This window comes from Streptomyces durbertensis (assembly GCF_014156695.1).
GTDB lineage: Bacteria > Actinomycetota > Actinomycetes > Streptomycetales > Streptomycetaceae > Streptomyces > Streptomyces durbertensis.
The window spans coordinates 1-4,631 of sequence record NZ_WMLF01000431.1; the positions used below are offsets into that span (position 1 = coordinate 1).

General features: G+C 72.0%; 6 protein-coding genes. 3 read left to right on the forward strand and 3 right to left on the reverse strand.

Annotated elements, in window-relative coordinates; genetic code table 11:
• Both GL263_RS21985 and GL263_RS21990 read right to left on the reverse strand, forming a co-directional pair.
• Window positions 1-1,607 (reverse strand): MFS transporter (locus GL263_RS21985; protein ID WP_182857475.1); only part of this gene is annotated, 1,607 nt, incomplete at its 3' end.
• 76 nt (window positions 1,608-1,683) lie between these two features.
• Window positions 1,684-2,607: an NAD(P)-dependent oxidoreductase gene (locus tag GL263_RS21990; RefSeq protein WP_182857476.1), complete on the reverse strand. Its 924-nt coding sequence runs from the start codon at window positions 2,605-2,607 to the stop codon at window positions 1,684-1,686.
• A gap of 144 nt (window positions 2,608-2,751) precedes the next feature.
• On the opposite strand from GL263_RS21990, the gene GL263_RS21995 reads away from it, so the two are divergent.
• The gene (locus GL263_RS21995; protein WP_182857477.1) at window positions 2,752-3,081 is read left to right on the forward strand and encodes a winged helix-turn-helix transcriptional regulator; all 330 of its coding nucleotides are present in this window, start codon (window positions 2,752-2,754) and stop codon (window positions 3,079-3,081) included.
• An 11-nt stretch (window positions 3,082-3,092) separates the two neighbouring features.
• Here the strand turns inward: GL263_RS21995 and GL263_RS22000 are convergent, their stop codons facing one another.
• Entirely contained in the window at window positions 3,093-3,506 is a 414-nt protein-coding gene (locus tag GL263_RS22000; protein WP_182857478.1) for a cupin domain-containing protein, read from the reverse strand.
• A gap of 320 nt (window positions 3,507-3,826) precedes the next feature.
• Here GL263_RS22000 and GL263_RS22005 point away from each other — a divergent pair, with 320 nt between their 5' ends.
• Both GL263_RS22005 and GL263_RS22010 read left to right on the forward strand, forming a co-directional pair.
• Complete coding sequence (locus tag GL263_RS22005; protein WP_182857479.1) at window positions 3,827-4,201, forward strand: RNHCP domain-containing protein; 375 nt, start codon at window positions 3,827-3,829, stop codon at window positions 4,199-4,201.
• Between the two features lie 16 nt (window positions 4,202-4,217).
• Window positions 4,218-4,631: RNHCP domain-containing protein (locus GL263_RS22010; protein WP_182857480.1), on the forward strand; the 414-nt coding region annotated here is incomplete at its 3' end.

Genomic DNA, 4,631 nt, shown 5'->3' on the forward strand with positions numbered 1-4,631 from the left:
GGCGTGGTGACCGCGTCCGGGGTGGTCGGGGTCGGGGAGCCGGTGACGGGTTCGCCGTGGCCGCCGTCGCCGGGGCGCACGTCGCGCAGCAGGACGGTCACCAGGACGGCGATCACCGTGATCATCGCGGCGCTCACGTACGCCGTCAGGTGGAGTCCGCTCACGAACGCCTTCCCGGCGGCGTCCATCAGCGCGCCGCCCACCTCGGCCGGCAGCCGTTCGGCGACGGCCGCCGCACCTCCGATGGTGTCCAGCGCGGGGCCCGCGGCGTCCGCCGGCACCCCGGCCGGCAGGCCGTCCGTCATCTGCGAGCGGTAGACGGCGGTGCCGGCGCTGCCGATCACCGCGATGCCCAGGGCCATGCCCATCTCCGTGCCGGTCTCGGACAGCGCGGAGGCCGTGCCGGCCCGCTCCGGCGGCGCACCCGCGATGATCATGTCGGTGCCGAGCGCCATCGTGGGGCCGAAACCCAGGTGCAGCACGACCAGCGCGGCGATCACCGTGGCCGCCGAGGAGTCAGGGCCGACCTGCGCCAGCATCAGCACGCCGACGACCGACACCAGCAGACCGGCACCCATCAGGTACGCGTGCCGCATCAGCCGCAGCAGCACCGGCGCCCCGAGGATCGTCACCAGTCCGGCGAGCACGCCCGGCAGCCCGTACAGGCCCGCCTGGAACGGCGACAGGCCGAGCACCATCTGCAGGTACTGGCCGATGAAGAACATCATGCCGCCGCTGGCGAACACCGTGAGTCCCACCGCCGCGAGCGAGATCGTGAAGCCGCGGTTGGCGAACAGCCGCAGGTCGACGAACGGCTGCCGCTGACGGCGCTGCCGCCGCAGGAAGACCGCACCGACCGCCAGCCCGGCCGCCATCGCCAGCACCGGGACCAGACTCAGCCCGTGCTCGGCCGTCTTCTTGATGCCGTACACGAAGGAGAGGACCGTCACCAGCGACAGCACGGCGCTCAGCACGTCCAGCCGGCCCGGCACCGGGTCCTTGAACTCCGGCAGCAGCAGCGGACCGGCGGCCAGGAGCACCACCATCACGGGCACGTTCAGCAGGAACACCGAGCCCCACCAGAAGTGCTCCAGCATCGCACCGCCGACCAGCGGTCCGGCGCCGGCGCCCAGCATGAAGCTGGACAGCCACACGCTGATGGCCACCGTCCGCTGCTTCGGGTCGTGGAACATGTTGCGGATCAGCGACATCGTGGACGGCATCAGCGTCGCCCCGGCCAGGCCCAGCACCGCGCGGGCGGCGATCAGTTGGCCGGGACTGCTCGCGACGGCCGCCAGCACGGACGCGGCGCCGAACGCGGCGCCGCCGATCATCAGGAGCTTCCGGCGTCCGATGCGGTCGCCGAGCGTGCCCATGGTGATCAGCGAGCCGGCGATCAGGAAGCCGTAGATGTCCACGATCCACAGCAGTTGCGCGCTGCTCGGCCGCAGATCGGCGCTCAGGTGCGGCACCGCGAGGTGCAGCACGGTCATGTCGAGGGAGATCAACAGGGTCGGCATGGCCAGCACGGCCAGCCCGATCCACTCCCGCCTGCCCGCGCGTCGTGGCGCGGCAACGGTGTCGGAATGCTTGCTGTCGGAAGTCATGGCGCTCACGCTAGGACCTCAACATAACTTCAAGTCAAACGGTTTCCGCCTCGGGCGGCGAGTTTCCGCGCGCCTCTCACTTCGCGCCCGGCTGGGCAGCCAACTCCGCTCCCGGAGCGAGGAGTTGGACAAGGCCGGTCAGGTCTTCGGTGGCGTGGTCTCCGCCGGCAAGCCGCAGCCGCATGAAGTCCGCGAGGGGGCTGAGCAGCGCGGTGCTGACGCCCTGCTCCTCGGCGGTGGCCAGAACGTTTCTGATGCCGGCGGCCTGCATCCCCAGGTTGGACACCACGTCGCCGGTGTGGTCGCCCGTGTCGATCCGGCGCGCGTACTCCGGCGCGGCGGCGCCCATCGCCGCCAGCCATGTCCCGACGTCACCGGCCACCTCGCGGGCGTCGATCCCCGCCGAGCGCACCAGTGCGAAGGCGTGCAGCACCCCGCCGAACATCCCGTACATCGCACTGAGCAGCGCCACGTCCCACAGCGCGGCCGCCCCCGGGTCCGCACCCTTGTAGTGGCCGGCGCCGAACGCGTCCAGCAGCGCGCGGTACTCGCGGAAGACGCGTTCGCTGCCGCTGTAGTAGAGGAAGGCGTGCGGGCCGCCGATCATGGGCGGTACGGCCATGATGCCGCCGTCCAGGTAACCGCCGCCCCGGGCGCGCACCAGCTCGGCCACGCGCCGGGCCTGCCCGGGCGTGCCGTTGGTCAGGTCAACGACGTCCCGGCCGGCGAGCTCGACGCCGTCCAGCACGTCCAGCACGCTGTCCTCGTCCAGCAGACAGACGACCGTCAGCGGACTCGCGCCCACCGCCTCGGCCGGCGAACCCGCCGCCAGCGCCCCCTTGTCCACCAGCGGCTCCGCCCGGGCCGCCGTCCTGTTCCAGACCGTCACCCGATGCCCCGCGTCGAGCAGCGCCCGTGCCAGCTCTCGGCCCATCGCCCCGAGTCCGAGCACACTCACATCGCTGCCCGAACCGTCCGCCTTCTTCGCTTCTCCTGTCATGCCCCCAGCCTCGAACGGGCCCCCTAAACGATCAAGAACGCACTTCGAAGTGCGTGGTTACCCGAAGGTGCGTGGTTACCCGAAGGTCTGTTCAATGCGGGACACTTGGGGTCGACGAGGAACGACGGGGGCGACGGGGGCTACATGGCCGAGCAGCGGTTCCAGTGCGGGCTCGACGCCGCGATGCACGTCATCAGCGGCAAGTGGAAGGTGCTCATCCTGTGGGCGCTCGACGAACACGGAACGTGCCGCTTCGGCGAGCTGCGGCGTGTGGTGGGCGCCTCGGAGAAGGTCCTCACCCAACACCTGCGCGAACTCGAACGCGACGGCATCGTGCGCCGCGCGGTGGTCGTCGCGGAACCACCCCGCGTCGTCGAGTACAGCCTCACCGAAGAGGGCCACCACCTCAACGAGGCGCTTGGCCCCCTCGGCGACTGGGGCCGACGCCGCATGGCCCCGGCAGCCACCGGCTGAAGGCGGGCGCCTCAGCTCAGCCGGTGGCCGGTGGTGGCGTCCACGTGGTCGGGCACCTCGTCGTGCCGGTCCCCGACCGTCAGCGTGCCCGTCGGCTCGAACAGCAGCAGCGACGCCCCGCCCTCGGAGAACGGCCGGTGCTCGACGCCGCGCGGAACGACAAACACGGACCCGCGCTCCAACGTCACCACCCGCTCGGCCGGGCGGCCGTCGGCGACCGGTTCCCCGTCCCTCAGGGCGATACCCAGCTCGCCCTCGACGACAAGGAAGAACTCGTCGGTGTGGTCGTGCGCGTGCCACACGTGCTCGCCCTCGACCTTGGCGATGCGGACGTCGTAGTCGTTGACCTGGGCGACGATGCGCGGACTCCACAGTTCGGTGAACGAGGCGTAGGCGTCGGCGAGTTGAATCGGCTGTCGGCTCATGCCGTCGATCCTGCCGGAAAAACCGGTGGAGCGCGGACGGCGGCGGTTGCTACGGTCCCGACGACGTGACCCCGGAGCGCCGCGCACCCCGCGCTCCCCTACCGGGCCGCCCGGCCCTGGAGAGAAGTGTTTATGACCCGGCCCGCGCCGAGCGCGCCTCGCCGCGACGCGGCCACGGACGCCCCCGTCCGCTGACCGACCGTCCACCGCTGCCCAGCTTCCCCGCGCCTGCGGCCCGACCGACGGCCCAGGCCACACGAGGCCCGCTCGGCCTGCTCCTGCTGCTTGAGAGTTCCTGAACCCAGCAAGGAGTAACCCGGGTGTCCGACAACACCAAGAGCACCACCCCGCCAGTGCTGCGCACCGACACGTTCGACTGCGTACGCTGCGGGCTGACCGTCACCACGTTCTCCCCCGACGGCGAACGCCGCAACCACTGCCCGAGCTGCCTGTACTCGCGCCACCTCGTCGACCAGGCCGCCGGCGGGCCGTCCGACTGCGGCGCCCGCATGGCACCGATCTCCATCGCCGTGCTGCGCGACGGCCGTTGGGCGGTCATCCACCGCTGCGTGCGCTGCCACGAGCTGACCTCCAGCCCGGTGTGCGTCGACGACAACCAACTGGTGCTGATGCGCACGGCCGTCCGGCCGCTGGCCCAACCACCTTTCCCGCTCGAAGCGTTCGGCGACCTGTGAAGGGGCGGTGACCACCATGCCACGCAGAACCTCCGGTGACCGCCGGGACTCCGCCGGCCGCAGAACATCCGGCACCCGCCGGAACTCCGACGGCCGCAGGGCCAGCGGCGACCGCCGGCCGCAACGCCGCAAGGACGTGCTGCACGGCCGGCGCGGCGAGCCGGGCGACGCCTTCCGGTGCGTCGGCTGCCGCCTCGACGTGCCCGTCGACGCGCCCGGCACCGCCCACCGCAACCACTGCCCGCACTGCCTCACCAGCCGCCACGTCGACGGGCGCGTCCCCGGCGACCGCGCCGAGGAGTGCGGCGGCCGGATGACCGCGCTCAGCCTCTCCGTGCGCGAGGACGGCGAGTGGCTGCTCGTCCACCAGTGCCTCACCTGCGGCACGCTGAAGGCGAACCGGGTCGCCGGCGACGACAACGCGCTCCCC

Coding starts and splice junctions, on each gene's coding strand:
- GL263_RS22000 (WP_182857478.1), bottom strand. CDS start 3,506: ATGAGCCGACAGCCGATTCAACTCGCCGACGCCTACGCCTCGTTCACC.
- GL263_RS21990 (WP_182857476.1), bottom strand. CDS start 2,607: ATGACAGGAGAAGCGAAGAAGGCGGACGGTTCGGGCAGCGATGTGAGT.
- GL263_RS21995 (WP_182857477.1), top strand. CDS start 2,752: ATGGCCGAGCAGCGGTTCCAGTGCGGGCTCGACGCCGCGATGCACGTC.